Below are 15,343 nucleotides of genomic sequence, written 5' to 3' on the forward strand. Positions count from 1 at the left end.
AAAGAATAATTTCGCCTTACCAAACCACCATTAAAAAATGCTACAGAGACTACTGCTGTGTACCTGCCTGTTGGCGGGTATCACGCTGTCTGGTATTGCGCAGGACGCAGCCAGCATCACCAAAACACTGGAGACCGCCCTACGGGACAGGAAGCCAGACATCATCCTGCCTTACTTATCGGAAGATTTTAGTGTAGGCGTTTACGGCGCGCCGCATGCTTTGAGCATCGCGAAACGACTGATCACCTCCTATGACACTTTGGAAAAGTTACAATTCAAAAAAGTGATCACCACGCCAAAAGGCAAAAGCATCTTGCTAAAATGTTATTATCAACAGCAACCTCCTTTTGAAGCCACCCTGCCGCTGGACAGCGCCGGCAAAATTATGCGGATCAGCTTTTTTGACCGGCTTTATGGCGTGGATCTTTCTAAAGCATCCAGGCTGGCAGCAGTAATTCCTTTTGAATTTACGGAGAAAAAGATTGTGCTGAAGCTCACACTGAACAATAGCAAACGGGTACTGCGCTTCCTGTTTGACACCGGGGCAGACGGCATGGGACTCAAAAAATCGGTAGCCGATGAACTGGGCATTGTTGCAAAAAGGCAGCAGCAAGCCAGTGTGGTAGGCGCTTCTACCGAAATTGGCATTGCCTCCGGCATTGACATGCACTTTGATACTCTCACCATCGCGAACCAGAACAGCGCCCTGTTTCCCAATTTCGATGAAGAACTCGACGGATTATTTGGCGCTAACTTCCTCCGCAATTACATTACCGCAATTGATTTTGATAAATCAGAAATCAGGTTGTATACCTTTGGCCAGTTCAACTATCCTACCGGCGGAACCGCTGTAGCATTGGATTACAGCCAGGGCGTACCTGGTATCAAAGGCGAGGTGAAACTCAATAACCAAAAAGTAGTGCAAGGCGATTTTCATTTCGATACCGGCGCTGGCTATCCACTTATTCTGTTCGGACCTTCAGTAAACAAGCATCATTTAACAGACAACTTTGAGGTGCAGTATTACAGCACCAACTATAGCATGGGGCACTCTTCTCCGGTATCCTCCGGCATTTTCGACTATCTGAAAATAGGTGACCTGCAATTGAATTACTTCACCGGCACCCTGCAATCCTATCGCGAAGGCGATGAAAAGTGGTCACCAGCGGGCGATGGTAGCTTCGGTATTGAACTGATCCGGAACTTTAACTGCATTATCAATCTTGCCGACAAGCAGTTTTATCTTACGCCCAATAAAAACTATTTCCAGCCTGCCGACTTCTGGCTGCGGGATGTTCAATGGGGATTTGATAATGGGGAGATGGTCATCAAACAGATTACTACCGGATCTTCGGCCGCCAATAGCGGGGCTTCTGTTAAAGATGTGGTGATGAGCATCAACGGTATAAAAGCAGCTGATTTTAAAAATGTGGACAATATCAAAAAGTATTTATCTGCCTGGAAAAACAGTCCGCTGCAACTGGAAATCAACAAATTCGGGAAGCCGTGGAAGGTAGATATTGAATAGATTGTTTTCTTCCAACCTGCTGGCCGGGTTGGAAGAAACAATTTTTGTAAATTACTTCCATGAGTGCAAAAGGAAGACGTTCTGGCAAGGACGAAAAATTAACCTTTAAAGAGCGACTGGCAGCCTTACGGAACCTACCCGCATTTTTCCGTATGGTTTGGCAAACGAGCCCCGGTTTTACAATTGCCAATAGTATATTACGGGTAGCGCAATCCGCCATGCCGTTGTCGTTACTTTATGTAGGCAAACTGATTATAGACCAGGTAGTATTGTTGAATAAAGATCCCCATCATTCCACCACCTGGCTGTGGCAGCTGGTAGCCATAGAATTTGGATTGGCCATTATATCTGATGGATTGGGGCGTGTGATTTCCCTGCTGGATGGATTATTGGGCGATCTCTTCGCCAACCACACCTCGGTAAAAATCATGGAACATGCCGCCTCACTGGATTTAGATCAATTTGAAGATGCTGATTTCTATGATAAACTGGAGCGTGCGCGTCAACAAACTACTGGCCGAACCATACTACTGGCGCAGGTATTAAGCCAGGTACAGGATATTATCACCATCATATTTCTGGCAGCGGGCCTTGTATTATTCAATCCCTGGCTGATCTTATTACTCTTGCTGGCGGTTATTCCTGCGTTCTTAAATGAATCGCATTTCAACGACCTCTCCTACAAACTGGCCTGGGGCCAAACCTCAGACAGGCGGGAGCTGGACTATATCCGCTACCTCGGCGCCAGCGATGAAACGGCGAAAGAAGTGAAAGTATTTGATCTTTCTAATTTCCTGATTAATCGCTTCCGGACGATCTCCGATAAATTTTATGCTGATAAAAAAGACCTTCAGGTAAGAGACGCCACCTGGGGCACGGTGTTCGCGATATTGGGCGCTGCGGGCTACTATGCCGCTTATGTCATCATCATACTACGTACCATCAGCGGGCAACTGAGCATCGGTGATCTGGCTTTCCTGGCAGGATCATTCCGGCAGCTGCGCACTACTTTTCAGGGTATCCTCATTCGTTTCTCCAGTGTAACACAAGGTGCATTATACCTGCGCGACCTGTTTGAATATTTTGAGATGCAGCCCAAAATGGTGTCGCCGGTGCAACCGCGGCCATTTCCAAATCCCATTCAACAGGGATTTACATTTGAAAATGTAGGGTTTAAATATATCAACTCCGACAAATGGGCCATTCGTCATTTGAGTTTCACCTTACATGCAGGCGAAAAACTGGCGCTGGTAGGAGAGAATGGCGCTGGTAAAACCACGCTGGTAAAGCTATTATCCCGATTATACGATCCGGTGGAAGGCCGCGTTTTATTGGATGGCGTTGACCTCAGGGAATACGATCTGAAAGAATTACGTATACATGTTGGCGTTATATTCCAGGATTATCAGCGTTACCAGATGACTGTATCGCAAAATATTGCAGTGGGCAATATTGACCAAAGCAGCAACCAGGAGAGGATTGAAGATGCCGCGCAACAAAGCCTGGCCTATCCGCTCATCGAAAAAATGCCGCAGGGATATCAGCAGATGCTGGGACGCCGCTTCCATCAGGGTATTGAATTATCCGGTGGCGAATGGCAAAAGATTGCACTGGCACGAGCCTACATGAAAGATGCCCAACTACTGATTCTCGACGAGCCCACTTCGGCGCTGGATGCCCGTGCGGAATACAATGTATTTCTCCGGTTTGCAGATCTTACCCGCCATAAAACAGCGGTGTTAATTTCCCATCGGTTTTCCACCGTGCGCATGGCCAATCGCATACTGGTGCTGGAGAATGGCACTTTAGTAGAGATTGGTAGTCATGAAGAACTGCTGGCGAAAAAGGGGAGATATGCGGAGCTGTTTGAATTACAGGCTGCAGGCTACAAATAAAAAGAGGGACGCTTTTGGCGTCCCCCCTAAAGAAAAACTATGGCGGAAGAAGAGCTAATACCTCTTGTATGCATGACGCACCTAATCGGCGAGTACCCCTATATGCGTTTACAAAAGTTTATTGATAGCTTCTTTGATGGTATTTTCTGTGCTGGGCCGCGGTGAATCTGCACTTACAACCTTTCCTTCTTTATCGAATAACAGAAAAGTAGGGTAGCCGGGCACCTGATAATACTGCATGAAAGCCGTTTTTTCGCCGGAATACAGCTGTAAAGTTTGCTTGTGGCCGGCCATTTCCACCCAGGTAGCCTTGTCTTTAGGTCTATCTGCCGAAATACCTAAAAACACGACATCTTTACCAGCATAATCAGCAGCCATTTTTTCAAACAGCGGCGCTTCCGCACGACAAGGGCCACACCACGTAGTCCATACATCTATATACACTACTTTTCCTTTGAGGTCGCTGAAATGCCAGATCTTACCTTTATGATCTTCCAGGGCGAAATTGAGTCCTGGTGAGCCAGGCAATACATTTCCCATGGTGGCAATCAGTTGTTGCAAACGGTTTTGAAAGGCAGTATCCTTTATAGGCGCGGCCGCCGCCATGGCTAGCTTACGGGCAACAGGCAGCTGGTCTGTGGTGTAATGTTTATTGAGATAAGCAAAATAGGTGTTTTTTGTATAGACAAATTGCGCCACTTCCCTAAATGGTGCGTACTTGTTTATCTGCAATATTTTCTGTCCCAGGAAAGCCACTTTGGCGCTATCACTTTTACCAGCCAGAGCGCTTTTGTAGCGCTGATTCAGCATCCAGTCGTAAGTAAAAAAGAATCCTCTTCTGGCTTCCTCCGGAAGAATATATTGCACAAAAACCGGAGAGTTCATCTGCGCAAAAGCTTTGTCGTCATAGGCCGGCCCTATTAACGCAGGAGGAAGGCCCGGTGTGATTTTATTCTCCTCATAATACCAACCGTAAGCGTTACGGATTGTGAGGAGATTGAATCCATACATCGTTTCCAGGTAAGTGTTATTACCGGTCCGCTGCTTTGCGGTGGTGTATAGTTTGTTCACGCGTTGCAGCAAGGCTTCCATGGTAGCGGTGGTGGCTTTGTTTTCGTCTAAGCCTGTCCACAGATCATTGATCACTTCGGACGCGTTATAGTCGTACCATGCCAATACATTATTGAATGTACCTGCTTTGGAATGAAGTGTATCCATCAGGAAACCTTGGTTTTTCCCATTGAACACAAGGCTCAGCGAGTCGCCGGGTTTCAGATATACCTTCTGTGATGAGCTGACTTCTTTTCCACGTATAGCCACTGTTACTACTACCGGTGATGTGATATTAGTACTCCAGGTGATGTACTTTGTACTATCTGCAGGGAAACGCTCACTAACGGCTTTCATTTTACGTACCAATACTTCGTTTACGGGGGGCAATTGCTCCACGTAGAAGTCTCCGTTTATATGTGTAGCACTTAAAGTAATAGTGCTTCGCTGTGGCTTGCTTCCTTTGTTTTGCGCCTTTACTACTGATGTGGCAGCGAGGGCAAAAAGTAAAAAGATGGTTGCTCGCATGATTTATCTTGGATTTTGTTCCAGGTGGCTGGAGGTAATTTCCTTGTTGGGAATAGGAAACACGTAGCGGTTACTGCCTGGTGTTAATGTCAACGTTTGGCCATCCAGTGTACGCGTTAACGTTACCTGTTGTTCCGGGTCCATATTCAACCTTTTGAGATCCATAAGGCGAAGGTTTCTAAACACTAACTCCTTGCGGCGTTCCAGCAGTACTGTTTTCAGCGCATCTTTAGCAGAAGCCGCAATTAACGGCTGGAAAGTATTTGCTTCAAAACGGTTTACCAGTAAGGTATTCAGGTCGCTCATGGCTTTGGCCGCGTCATTTTTACGCGCATAGCATTCTGCCCGGATCAGGTAAAGTTCCGCCACCGAAAAGCCCGAAAATGGCGAAGGCACATCCGTACGGCCACCATCGTTATAAGTACCTATGTATTGATAGTTCCCGTCATCCGGCATCTCTCTAAATAATAATGACGTGCGTAAATCATGTTCATCATAAAGCTGATACACATCAGGAGAGATGAAATGATTTTTAGCATATAAACCTGAGGTAGATGAAATGAAAATCACTTCCGGATTATTCACAATATTTATCGGGAATACCGCGTCAAATGTGGAGTTGGCTGGATCTACCGTTTTATAATCTACCAGGGTATTTTGGTAAGACAACGCACTGTTTGCCTGTTCCATGGCCTGATCATATTTACCCATCTGCAGGTTAATACGTGCCGACAACGCATAGGCAGCTGTGCGGGAAGGTCTTGTTTTAAAAGATGATTTTACCGGCAGTAAGCGGATGGCGTTGTTGACATCACTGAGCACCTGGCCATATACTTCCCGTACACTATTGCGTGTAACCGATACCGTTACATCAGACGATAATCTCAGTGGCACACCCAGATCTTTATCTGCCGTGGCGGCATTGTATTGTTTCGCGAAGGTGTTCAGCAAATTAAAGTAGGCATAAGCACGATAGAACATCGCTTCTCCTTCAATCTGGTTGCGTATTTCCGGGAGCCCGGCGGGATTAGCCGCCAGCCCTTCCAGGATGGTGTTAGCATAGAAAATTACTTTATACGGACCGCTCCAGTCGCGGATATCTTCATCCGGTGCGAAAACATCTTTGCTCCAGGTGTAGAGGCGTTGCTGATATTCCTGCGACAGATCGCCGTATTGGCTTTCTGATAAGGACAGGTCATCGGTCATAATATCACCCAGGCCCGGGGTTAGCGTCATCGTCCACTGATCATCGAGCAGTAAACGAAAATCTTCTACCGTGCCGGGAATGAGTTTGTCTTTCGGCTGTATATCCAGGTAGTCTTTACAACCTGCCAACGCCGCCGCTATAAAAGCAAATATGATATATATACTCCTTTTCATTTCTTAGTCATTTGATGTGATTAGAAACCTACTTTGGCGCCAATAGCCAGTGTACGCACTGGTGGCATCACCGATGAAAATGTTTGCGGCGCATAATCAGGATCTATTCCATTTTTATTAGCTCTCCAGATAATACCCAGGTTGCTGGCTTGTGCATACAGTGTGATGCGGTTCACCGGCAGGCGGGATACCGTTTGCCGGGTGATGTCGTAACTTAACAGTACATCCTGTAAGCGGATATGATCTGCTTTATCCACATTTACATCTGAATATTGATAGAAATCATTATTCACTCTGTCCTGCGCTCTTACGGCTGTAAAGGCAGGAATATTGGTTTTCTTTTCATCACCAGGTTGCTTCCAGCGGTCTTTGAAGCTATCCGGACCACGTTGGTACATCACCGCCATGGTATAGTATCCGAGGTCGCTGCGGCGGTAGTAGTGCCCCAGTTTATACAGGAGATTCACCGTCAGGCTTAATTGCTTGTAGGTGAAAGTATTCGCCAGGCTACCAAATACCGGCGGATTCACCGCTCCCATATATTTCATCTTGTAGATGTTATCGTAGGTGCGGCCTGCTGCAAAGCGATCGGTAATGGTTTTGCCATCCGGTCCGAGAATAGTAGCATTTCCTTTTGCATCCAGTCCGCCCCATGGGTAAGCCCAGATACCGAATAACGGATATCCTTCAACTGGCAGGTAGGTAGACTTATCATCATCATCGCGGCCACCGTAGAGCAGGAACATCGATGGATTCATATCACCGCCGGTGTTGTAAAATTTGGTCACCTTATCTTTTGCGATGCTCAACATAAACGTCGTGTTCCAGCGGAAATGATTGGTGCTGATGTTACGTGAGTCCAGCTTCAGCTCCCAACCGTTGGTGCGCATAGCGGCAATATTGCTGCTAACGCTGTTGAAGCCCGTAGAAGGCGCCATGAAGGCGCTTCCAAACAGATCCTGTGCACGCTTGTTGAAGTATTCCAATGATCCGCTCAATGTTTCGTGGAACAATGCGAAGTCTACGCCCAGATTCACTTGTCCTACTTTTTCCCAGCGCAGGTTAGGGTTGGCAGGGTTGATAATATTAGCATAGGGAATGAACGAAGTAGAGTTTTCACCGGAAGGCATGAGGCTGGCGGTGGTATACGCTGTAGCGGTTTTGTTGATGTTACCGTTAAAACCATAGGTTACACGCAGTTTCAGCATATCTACCCAGTTGGCATGGAAAAACTTTTCGCGCTGCACCTGCCACGCGCCACCTACTGACCACAATGGATTCAGGCGGCGGTTGCGTTGTACACCAAAGAGATTGGAACCGTCTACACGTCCGCTGGCGGATAAGGTGTAGCGGTTCAGATAAGTATAGGAAGCGTTGGTGAAATAAGAAACGAAGCGATCTTTTATGTAGGTGATGGGCGTACCTACGCCTAACACACTACCAATAGAATTGGTGAAACCATATAGATCCGGGAATTGTGTGACCATATCCACATCTGCATATTGCAGCGTACGATCGTTATAACCGAAGAGGCGTTGTTTATTTCCTTCTCTCAAAATCTCCCTGGCCTCTGCTCCTGCAATAGCAGCTATGGCGTGCTTCTTGCCCCAGATACGGTTAAAATTCAGCTGACCGCGGAATGTTTGCGCGGTTAGTTCTGTTTTGCCCAGTGTTAAGATATCGCCTAATGGCAGATGTCGTACCTGTTCACCATCGATGGTTTCAGAGAAGACATTCACGTTGTCTCTTACCCAGAACCGGCGCTGATCTGCGAGGTCTCTGTCTGATCCGGTATTTTTTTCGAGGTTATATTTCAGATCAAGGTTTAAGCCTTTCGCGATTTCATAATTAGCACCGAGTCTAACGTTAACGGCCATACTTTTTATGTGGCGGTTCATCATTTGGTACTCCGTCAATGGATAGTAATCCATGTTGAGGAGGCCCTGATCGTAGCCATTTTGCTTGAATGCATCGTTGTACATCCAGGGAATTTTCAGTGCATTGCCTTTGTCGTCAATCAGGCGGGTGTAAGGGGAGGGGATCTGCGCTGATACGTTGGTGGCATTACGCGAGCCGCTGATCATATCGAAAGGAGAGCCACTACTCACATCAAAAGGGTTGGTAGTATTGCCTTGAGAAAGCTGCCCGGCGATGCTCAGTTCTAATTTTTTTGTTACGCGTACGGTATTGCTGGTATTCAGTGTGAAACGCTCGTAGTCGTTGCCCACCATGTAGTTAGCATTTTTATCATATCCTGCGGAGAGATAATATTGCATGTTTTCACTACCGCCACTAACATTTACCTGGTACTGCTGGGTTAATGTGTTGCGGGTGAATAAACGGCTGTAGTCGTCCAGGATTTCGATGTTGCGGAGTGCATCTACTTTTTGCGTAGCTACCTCATTGGTGATTTTTCCGTCCTTCGCGTCTTTCCAGATCTGTACTGCCTCCGGAATAGGTTGGCGGCTGCCGGGAGAAAACAGTTGATTAAATCTACCTGCTTTAAACAATATCTGTTGGGCATCTATATAATCACTGGTGCTCATCAGGCGCAGTTGTCCGTAATCCGGTTTCTTCCCGAAAATGATGTTGGATCTAGCTTCCACCGTAGGGCGCTGATTCATTTTACCCTGGCGGGTAGTGATCACTATAACGCCGTTGGCTGCACGAACACCCCAGATAGAAGCCGCAGCAGCATCTTTCAGGATGGTGATGCTTTCTACATCGTCGGGGTCAATGCTATTCAGGTCGCCTTCAATGGGGAAGCCGTTTACCACAATCAGTGGCTGATCTTCGGAGAACAGCGTGCTGCGGCCACGGAGACTCAGCTTGGGCTTATCAGAAGTTACACTCCTTGAAAAAGACAAACCAGTGCTCAACCCTTCCAGTTTATCCAGGATATTGGTAGACACGCGTTTATCCAACTGCGATTTATCTACCTGTGAAAACGAGCCCGTAGCGCGCTCCTTCGGCAGGGTGATATATCCTGTAGTCACCACTACTTCGTTGAGCTTCTTTTTATCTTCCTCTAAATAAATAACCTCGTTATCCTCCGCTCTCAATTCTTTGGTGATATATCCCAGGAAAGACACCTGCAATACCGGATGCTGCATACCCGTAGTAATAGTAAACGCGCCACTGCTATTGGTGGTAGCGCCTTTATCAGTACCCCGTACGCGGATAGTAGCGCCTATCAACGGCTGCTTTCCCTCAAACGACAACACCCTGCCACTGATGGTATACTCCGCCGCTGCGGTGGCGCCCTTCGGCGTTACCACAATGGTTTTATCTACCACCTTCCATGTAAATGGAATCTGGCTGAAACATTGCTGTAATGCCGCTTCCAGCGACACCTGCTTTACCGACAAGCTCACCGTTCCCGCCTTTTTTATAGACTCGTTGTTATATAAAAATTCATACCCGGTTTGTTGCTGAATAACAGCAAACGCTTTTTCAACGGGCACCTGCTGCAGGCTGGTCGTGACTGACTGCGCGCATAGCGACCCTATATACTGCATACAAAGCAGTAACATCGACAATCGTTTCATTGACTACAAGAGATTTTGGCTCAGCGAGCATGACAATCGCGCCCGTAACGTTCCGGGCACACATCTGACATTACACTGGTTGGTTGTTGATTAAAATGCTACGTTTATTTGTTTACCACTTAGTTTAAAATTGGCTCCTCCTGTTTGATTTAGCATCTCCAGTACCTGTTCTATATTATCGTATCTTTTAATAGCGCCAGTAAAATGCTGGCTACCGACATTCTCTTTTGGATATACCGCTGTTACATCGTACCAACGCTCCAGCTGATGTAATACCGTAGTAATATCAGCGTTTCGGAATACAAACAGTCCACGTTTCCAGCCTGTCAGCGCGTTAATGTCCATTTGCTTCGCGGTGGTGGTACCATTTTCCGTAATGCCTACCCACCCCGGTTGTAGCAGCGTTTCGCCGCTTGCCGTCTTAACTTTCACGCTGCCACTCACTAAAGCCGTTTGCATCGTTGGCTCATTTTCATACGCCATGATGTTGAACTCCGTTCCCAATACGGCCACTTCTGCTTGTTTGGCTACCACGCTAAAGGGTTTGCGGGCATCAGCGGCCACTACGAAGTAGGCTTCTCCCGTAAGATATACTTTCCGGTCAGCCTCCGTAAAGTGCACCGGGAACCGTAACGACGATTCAGCGTTTAGCCATACCTGTGTGCCATCACTCAGCGTAAGACTGTAATCCATGCCCCTCGGGATCTTCAGCGTATTATATACCAGCGGTCCGCTTGTATTGTTATACGCCAGCTTATTGCCCTGCTGCCGGATACTGGCCCCATTCTGACCCGTGAGCAGTGTATCTTTCGCAGCGCCCAGCACCATTTCCTCTCCATTGCTCATCACCAATACCGGCTTGCCTTTCACAGGCGCCGTGGTTGCAATCACCKGCTGTTGTTTCTCCACCTCCGTACTCGTATACCACCACCTGGCTCCAATGGCCAGCAGCAACAGCGCCATCGCGGCGGCTATCCGTCCCCAGGGAATTATGCGCTTTACCATCATCTCCCCCCGGATACGATCCCAGGCCTGCTCCGGATGATATTTCCCCATCTCCAACATCTCCTCCTTCAACACCTCTTCCTTGCTCAATTCCTCAAATAACAGCCTGTTATGCTCACTCTCGGCTATCCATGCCTCTAACGATACGCGCTCTTCTTCAGATAACGTATTATCCCAATACTTCACTATTAACCGGGACGTGTGATACAGGTGATTATATGATTCCATGTGCTACTATATCTATAAACAATCTACTAACCTCAAATGGGTGAAAGACCTAAAAATATTTTTCTGAAACGAGGATACACAATGCCATAAAGGATTCTGGTGTTAATCGCAGTTTCAACAATGCCAATGCACGGGCTTTTTGCGTTTTTACCGTATTAACAGAAATCTTCAATTCATCTGCCACCTCCTGGTTTTTTAGTCCCTCCAGGTAACTGAGCTTGAAAACATTACGGCAGCCTTCCGGCAATGAAGCAATCGCCCGATGCACTTCTCCCCATACCTCCGCTTTCAATACCGCGGCATCTTCTGCTTCTGTGACTTGTGTTTCTGCAAATTTTTTTGCCACCTTTTGGTGCTTAAGGTGGTTCAGACAAGCATTCCTCACCATTACATACAAAAATGTTTTAATGGCTGGAAGGTCTGGAATTTCGGTGTTGCGTTGCCAKAATTTTATGAATGCTTCCTGAACGATATCCTCTGCAGTAGCGGAATCGGAGATAATTTGGTCAGCAAATCGGCATAGGCGCAGGTATAGCAGGTCAAATAATGACTTTAGTTGGTGATGGGAGCGGTGTGACTGGCCGGTATGCATGTGGGGTAAATTTAGGGAGAATAGGGGGGATTTGCAATTGTGGGGGGATGTTGCTTATTTTTTATATTTGTTTATCATTTTGAAATTTGACATAATTAAATGAGTTTATAGTTTTCATCTTGATTAGATCACATTTATGTGAAGACTATTTACTGCATCATTATTTGAGCGTCCGTACTGTACCGATAAACATTGTATTAATATGAACAATCCAAAGTGGCATAGCGATGAGATTTTACTTGCGCTTCAACTGTACTTTTCTCCAAATAGAGGCAGTATTGACAAAAAGAATCCTCAAATAATTGCATTAAGTAAACTATTGATTAGCCTTCCTTTAATTACTAACCGTATTGATGAAGAGAAATTCAGAAATCCCAACAGCGTTACACTGAAACTTTCCAACTTCTTATTTATAGATGAAAGATATCCAGGTAAAGGTATGAAGGGCGCTTCCAAGCTTGATGAGATTCTATTTAATAAATTCTTTCATAAACAAGAAGAACTCGGCGACATTGTGAAGAAAATCAAGGCTGTTATTTCTGACGAAGGCATTAAAGAAGAAATTTTTCATATTGAAGACGATGAGCAAACCTTTGAAGATAAAGTAGAAGAGGGTACCATCCTGTATAAACTCCATAAAGTAAGGGAGCGTTCACCAAAAATTATTAAGCAGAAAAAGCAAGATGTACTAAAGAGGAATGGGAAATTGTTGTGTGAGGTTTGTGGATTTGATTTTTACGATTCTTATGGAGAAATTGGAAAAGGGTTTATTGAATGCCATCATAAAACACCACTTGCAAACATAATAGCATCCACACAGACAAGCTTAAAAGATTTGGCATTAGTATGTTCTAATTGTCATCGGATGCTTCATAAAAACATAAATGTGATGTCTGTAGAAGGGCTGAGAGAGCAATTAAAACCGGGGATGCGGCCAATGTAGCGTCAACGGCCCTCATTGAAACTCTTTGATATTATTCGTTACTAAATCATAAAGCTTATCTACAATAGCAGATTTAGATGCTTTAAAAGCATCTTCATAACTCAACAATTTCCTGTCCTTACTAAGCTTATTAACTAAAAAAAATGACTTGTTTACTGCATTCTTGGCTCTGTGCCCTGCTTTGATTTCGTCACGTCGTATTCCTGCATGACGTAGTGTGTCTGCCAATTCGGGAAGCAATAGCTGCGCCTCTATTTGAGTAATGACAAGATCCAGATAAAAGTAAATGGCAGCGTCAAACCCTTCATAATCTTCATAATCCAGCCAGTCCATTACTACCAGTAAACATTGCTGCACCGGCGATAAATGTTGCAATTGATCCAGTGCCAGCCAATGATCGCGCTTTATACCTTTTGCATCTTCCAGGTTCTGCGCCAGCAGAGATAACGCTGCTTCTTTATCTTTTGTATTACGCAATATGCGCTCAGGCAAAGAGAAACGTTCCTCTTCAATGCTAACAAGCGTTTTGGGGATGTCATAGTTAGCAGCTTTTAAATGTTTTTGAGCCACTTCACGCGAAACGGAGGTTTTGCTAATAATAATCGCTGTGATTTCTTCTTCAAACAGGGAACGGGCTGCAACAATGTCTCCGCCGGTTTTGCGGAGTAGATCAAGTCCTTGGCGAATACCAATGGGCATTTGCTGGCGTAGGGTATCGAGTTGTTCTTTGTATTCCATCTTTAAAATCATTGACCTTTTCTAAGGACTAGTAACTCTCTCGCTTCCACTTCTAATGCCTCTGCTATTTCAAATAGTGTCTCCACCGAAGGCTGTATTTTATTCGTACACCATTTCGATACGGTATTAATATTCACGCCTATTGCTTCCGCTAACCACTTATTTGCCTTAGCCTTTTCGGCCAATACAGCTTTTATTCTATTTAATACTTTATCGCTCATAAAAACGCTTTTAAAGCATATTTTTCTACAATCTAAGCATAATAGAAATTATGAAACCAGATAAAAAGTATCCCTAATAAGCATATTTATATAAATATTCAGGAGCTAAATAGCCTTTATACAGATATTTATATGTAAATTAGGGATACATTTAAAATATATTGTTATGCAAACCTCACATCCTTTCTTCTACCACACACACCTTTCTGAACAGGAATCCAATGACCCAACACTCGTCCTGGCCCACTTCTCGGAGTTATTCCCACCCACCGAAGCACGACAAACACTCTGGCTCTGGCTTTCCGAAACCCTTGCGGCAGCGGATACGCAGTACGAAGATGCACAATCACGGGCGGACTTATTATTATTTTACCATGAAGTATTAAGATTAATAGATGCCAGCTATTTATTAAGCCTGGCAAAAGAAACCATATAACCAACCACGTCCGATCCTTCTCCCACAAAAAAGCCTGACAACCATGTGCCAGGCCTCCATTTATAAACCCATGTGAAATAAAATACTATACAATCTTATACCAGGCCAATCCATCCACCCCTTTCGGATGATGAATAGACGGCGTTATATTATTCCCATTAATTTCAAACCAGGGAAATGAACTTCTGCCATTGGGATGATGCATGGTGGGGTATAACTTATTTTCTCTGACCTCATACCAGGGGAGGGAGCTGGAGCCCTTCGGATGGTGTATGGTAGTAAAAACATGATTATCTCTGATTTCATATTCTGATAATGAACGCCCACCATCTGGATGATGTAATGTTCTGTGGAGTTTCATGGTCATTGTTTTTGAGTTTTTAAAAATATGGTTAACATTCTCTTTTGGGTTTACTAAACAGGTACCGAATATAAGAAAATATTTGATGAGGAAAACGAACTAAACATTAAAAATATCGGATAATATCTTTGGGTACTGAAAGCAGGTATCCGGAACATTGAATGGTAAATATTTCGACATTACGACTATACTTGAAATGCGTTCTGAGCATAGAAATAGTGGTATATAACGTTCGTTGCTTGTCGACGCCGGAAACCAGCAGTTTCAGCACATCATTCTCTACGGTTTTATTGACATTGGCTAGCAAGTACTTTAGGACTCGTATTTCGTTGGCTGTAATGGAAATAGACATATCATCAACAGTAAGCGTAGCCAGACGCGTATTAATAATGTAGCTGTCCAGCACAATGGTTTCACAAGCTTCGAGCTGCTCCTTTGCTCTGCGGCAAAGTGCCTCCATTTTAGGAATCAGCACGGGGACGTCAATAGGTTTAACGCAATAGTCGTCTGCGCCGCCAACGTTAAAGCCCTTCAATTGAGTATCCCGGTGGGCATCAGCGGATATGTACACGATGGGAACAATGGTATTGACTCCACGTATTTTTGCACCCAGTTCTACACCATCTAATTCCGGCATGTGTACATCGAGTAAGCAAACATCGAAAAATTTATTGCTGAAGTATTGCCAGGCTTCCATTCCGTTTGTAGCAACAACCACTTCATAGTTACCTGCTTGCTCCAATGCCTGTTTCAGGCATCTGGCGGTAATGACGTTATCTTCTGCGTATAGAATGGTCATGGGTTCCCTGCGTCTTTTATGATTTGCCATAAGTACATGTTTATGTGAAAAATCGGTTTTTCATTTTACGTACGAGATAGTATCCTTCGGG

At 45.1% G+C, this 15,343-nt stretch carries 13 protein-coding genes; 4 read left to right on the forward strand and 9 right to left on the reverse strand.

Annotation, left to right across the window (positions count from 1 at the left end):
- Positions 1-37: 37 nt before the first annotated feature.
- Together AC1DFM_RS14660 and AC1DFM_RS14665 are read left to right on the forward strand one after the other, a co-directional pair.
- The gene (locus AC1DFM_RS14660; protein ID WP_477077482.1) at positions 38-1,528 is read left to right on the forward strand and encodes an aspartyl protease family protein; all 1,491 of its coding nucleotides are present in this window, start codon (positions 38-40) and stop codon (positions 1,526-1,528) included.
- Positions 1,529-1,587: 59 nt separating this feature from the next.
- Positions 1,588-3,423, forward strand: coding sequence for an ABC transporter ATP-binding protein (locus AC1DFM_RS14665; protein ID WP_477077483.1), 1,836 nt, complete (start codon positions 1,588-1,590; stop codon positions 3,421-3,423).
- 108 nt (positions 3,424-3,531) lie between these two features.
- On the opposite strand, the gene AC1DFM_RS14670 is transcribed toward AC1DFM_RS14665, so the two are convergent.
- The 5 genes from AC1DFM_RS14670 to AC1DFM_RS14690 form a co-directional block, all read right to left on the reverse strand.
- The gene (locus AC1DFM_RS14670) at positions 3,532-5,001 is read right to left on the reverse strand and encodes a TlpA family protein disulfide reductase (protein ID WP_477077484.1); all 1,470 of its coding nucleotides are present in this window, start codon (positions 4,999-5,001) and stop codon (positions 3,532-3,534) included.
- Between the two features lie 3 nt (positions 5,002-5,004).
- Positions 5,005-6,381, reverse strand: a complete 1,377-nt coding sequence (locus AC1DFM_RS14675; RefSeq protein WP_477077485.1) for a RagB/SusD family nutrient uptake outer membrane protein — start codon at positions 6,379-6,381, stop codon at positions 5,005-5,007.
- A 20-nt stretch (positions 6,382-6,401) separates the two neighbouring features.
- Positions 6,402-9,929 (reverse strand): SusC/RagA family TonB-linked outer membrane protein, encoded by a 3,528-nt coding sequence (locus AC1DFM_RS14680; protein ID WP_477077486.1) that lies wholly within the window; start codon positions 9,927-9,929, stop codon positions 6,402-6,404.
- 90 nt (positions 9,930-10,019) lie between these two features.
- Positions 10,020-11,162, reverse strand: coding sequence for a FecR family protein (locus AC1DFM_RS14685; protein ID WP_477077487.1), 1,143 nt, complete (start codon positions 11,160-11,162; stop codon positions 10,020-10,022).
- Positions 11,163-11,211: 49 nt separating this feature from the next.
- Complete coding sequence (locus AC1DFM_RS14690) at positions 11,212-11,754, reverse strand: RNA polymerase sigma-70 factor (RefSeq protein ID WP_477077488.1); 543 nt, start codon at positions 11,752-11,754, stop codon at positions 11,212-11,214.
- Positions 11,755-11,956: 202 nt separating this feature from the next.
- Here AC1DFM_RS14690 and AC1DFM_RS14695 point away from each other — a divergent pair, with 202 nt between their 5' ends.
- On the forward strand, positions 11,957-12,697 hold the full coding sequence (locus AC1DFM_RS14695) for an HNH endonuclease (RefSeq protein WP_477077489.1): 741 nt from the start codon (positions 11,957-11,959) through the stop codon (positions 12,695-12,697).
- Positions 12,698-12,709: 12 nt separating this feature from the next.
- Here the strand turns inward: AC1DFM_RS14695 and AC1DFM_RS14700 are convergent, their stop codons facing one another.
- Positions 12,710-13,435 carry a hypothetical protein gene (locus AC1DFM_RS14700; protein ID WP_477077490.1) on the reverse strand — a complete coding sequence of 242 codons (726 nt, stop codon included), beginning with the start codon at positions 13,433-13,435 and terminating at the stop codon, positions 12,710-12,712.
- A gap of 8 nt (positions 13,436-13,443) precedes the next feature.
- The gene (locus tag AC1DFM_RS14705; RefSeq protein WP_477077491.1) at positions 13,444-13,656 is read right to left on the reverse strand and encodes a helix-turn-helix transcriptional regulator; all 213 of its coding nucleotides are present in this window, start codon (positions 13,654-13,656) and stop codon (positions 13,444-13,446) included.
- A 166-nt stretch (positions 13,657-13,822) separates the two neighbouring features.
- Here AC1DFM_RS14705 and AC1DFM_RS14710 point away from each other — a divergent pair, with 166 nt between their 5' ends.
- The gene (locus AC1DFM_RS14710) at positions 13,823-14,092 is read left to right on the forward strand and encodes a hypothetical protein (protein ID WP_477077492.1); all 270 of its coding nucleotides are present in this window, start codon (positions 13,823-13,825) and stop codon (positions 14,090-14,092) included.
- A gap of 85 nt (positions 14,093-14,177) precedes the next feature.
- Here AC1DFM_RS14710 and AC1DFM_RS14715 read toward each other — a convergent pair whose 3' ends face one another.
- Positions 14,178-14,453 (reverse strand): hypothetical protein, encoded by a 276-nt coding sequence (locus AC1DFM_RS14715; RefSeq protein ID WP_477077493.1) that lies wholly within the window; start codon positions 14,451-14,453, stop codon positions 14,178-14,180.
- A gap of 106 nt (positions 14,454-14,559) precedes the next feature.
- The gene (locus AC1DFM_RS14720) at positions 14,560-15,282 is read right to left on the reverse strand and encodes a response regulator transcription factor (protein ID WP_477077494.1); all 723 of its coding nucleotides are present in this window, start codon (positions 15,280-15,282) and stop codon (positions 14,560-14,562) included.
- Between the last annotated feature and the right edge of the window lie 61 nt (positions 15,283-15,343).

The organism is Chitinophaga sp. 05T412, assembly GCF_056396465.1.